Origin of the sequence: Parazoarcus communis SWub3 = DSM 12120, from assembly GCF_003226565.1 — a bacterium.
Lineage (GTDB): Bacteria > Pseudomonadota > Gammaproteobacteria > Burkholderiales > Rhodocyclaceae > Parazoarcus > Parazoarcus communis.
Window position 1 is genome coordinate 1 of sequence record NZ_QKOE01000099.1, and the last position, 579, is coordinate 579.

General features: G+C 62.0%; 2 protein-coding genes. Both read left to right on the forward strand.

Annotation, left to right across the window (positions count from 1 at the left end; translation table 11 throughout):
* Positions 1-128, forward strand: a 128-nt coding sequence (locus tag DNK49_RS23220; RefSeq protein WP_165843433.1) for an ATP-binding protein, incomplete at its 5' end; no start/stop codon positions are given.
* A 75-nt stretch (positions 129-203) separates the two neighbouring features.
* The gene (locus DNK49_RS23225) at positions 204-422 is read left to right on the forward strand and encodes a hypothetical protein (RefSeq protein WP_207807112.1); all 219 of its coding nucleotides are present in this window, start codon (positions 204-206) and stop codon (positions 420-422) included.
* Positions 423-579 lie beyond the last annotated feature (157 nt).

The following is a 579-nucleotide window of genomic DNA, read 5'->3' on the forward strand; positions in this document are numbered from 1 at the left end:
ACGGAAGGCTTGAGGAGAAACTGCTGCAGATCTCAAAGCCGAAACTGCTGATCATCGATGAACTGGGCTACCTGCCGCTCGAGCCAGCTGCCGCACACCTGTTCTTCCAACTCGTGTCGCGGCGCTAGAGGAAATAGGGGACGCACCACGGTTTGGGGAAATGACCGGACCGTGGTGGGCCTGACTACACCGCCAGCGGCACGGTGGTCACCACCACCACCTACAACGCGGCCAACAAGTACGTCCCGCAAACGGTCGTGGCTGACGCGGGCACGGGCAAGCTCAACCTGACCACCGCCTTCACCTACGACGGGGTGGGCAACTTCACCCAGGTCAACGGCCCGCGCACGGACGTCACCGACACCACCACGCGCGCTTTCGATGCGCAGCGCCGCATCACGCAGACGACCGACGCGCTGTAACCGGTAACTGATCAGCGTTCTTGCCTACGCCCGGAGGTTGTGCAAAGGCGAGCGCAGCGGGTTATCAGCGAAGAGTTGCTTCCACAGTCGCGGCGTGAGTTCGTGGACACGGCTGGCTGGATGCTGACTGACTCGTTGCAACACATCGACCAGATAG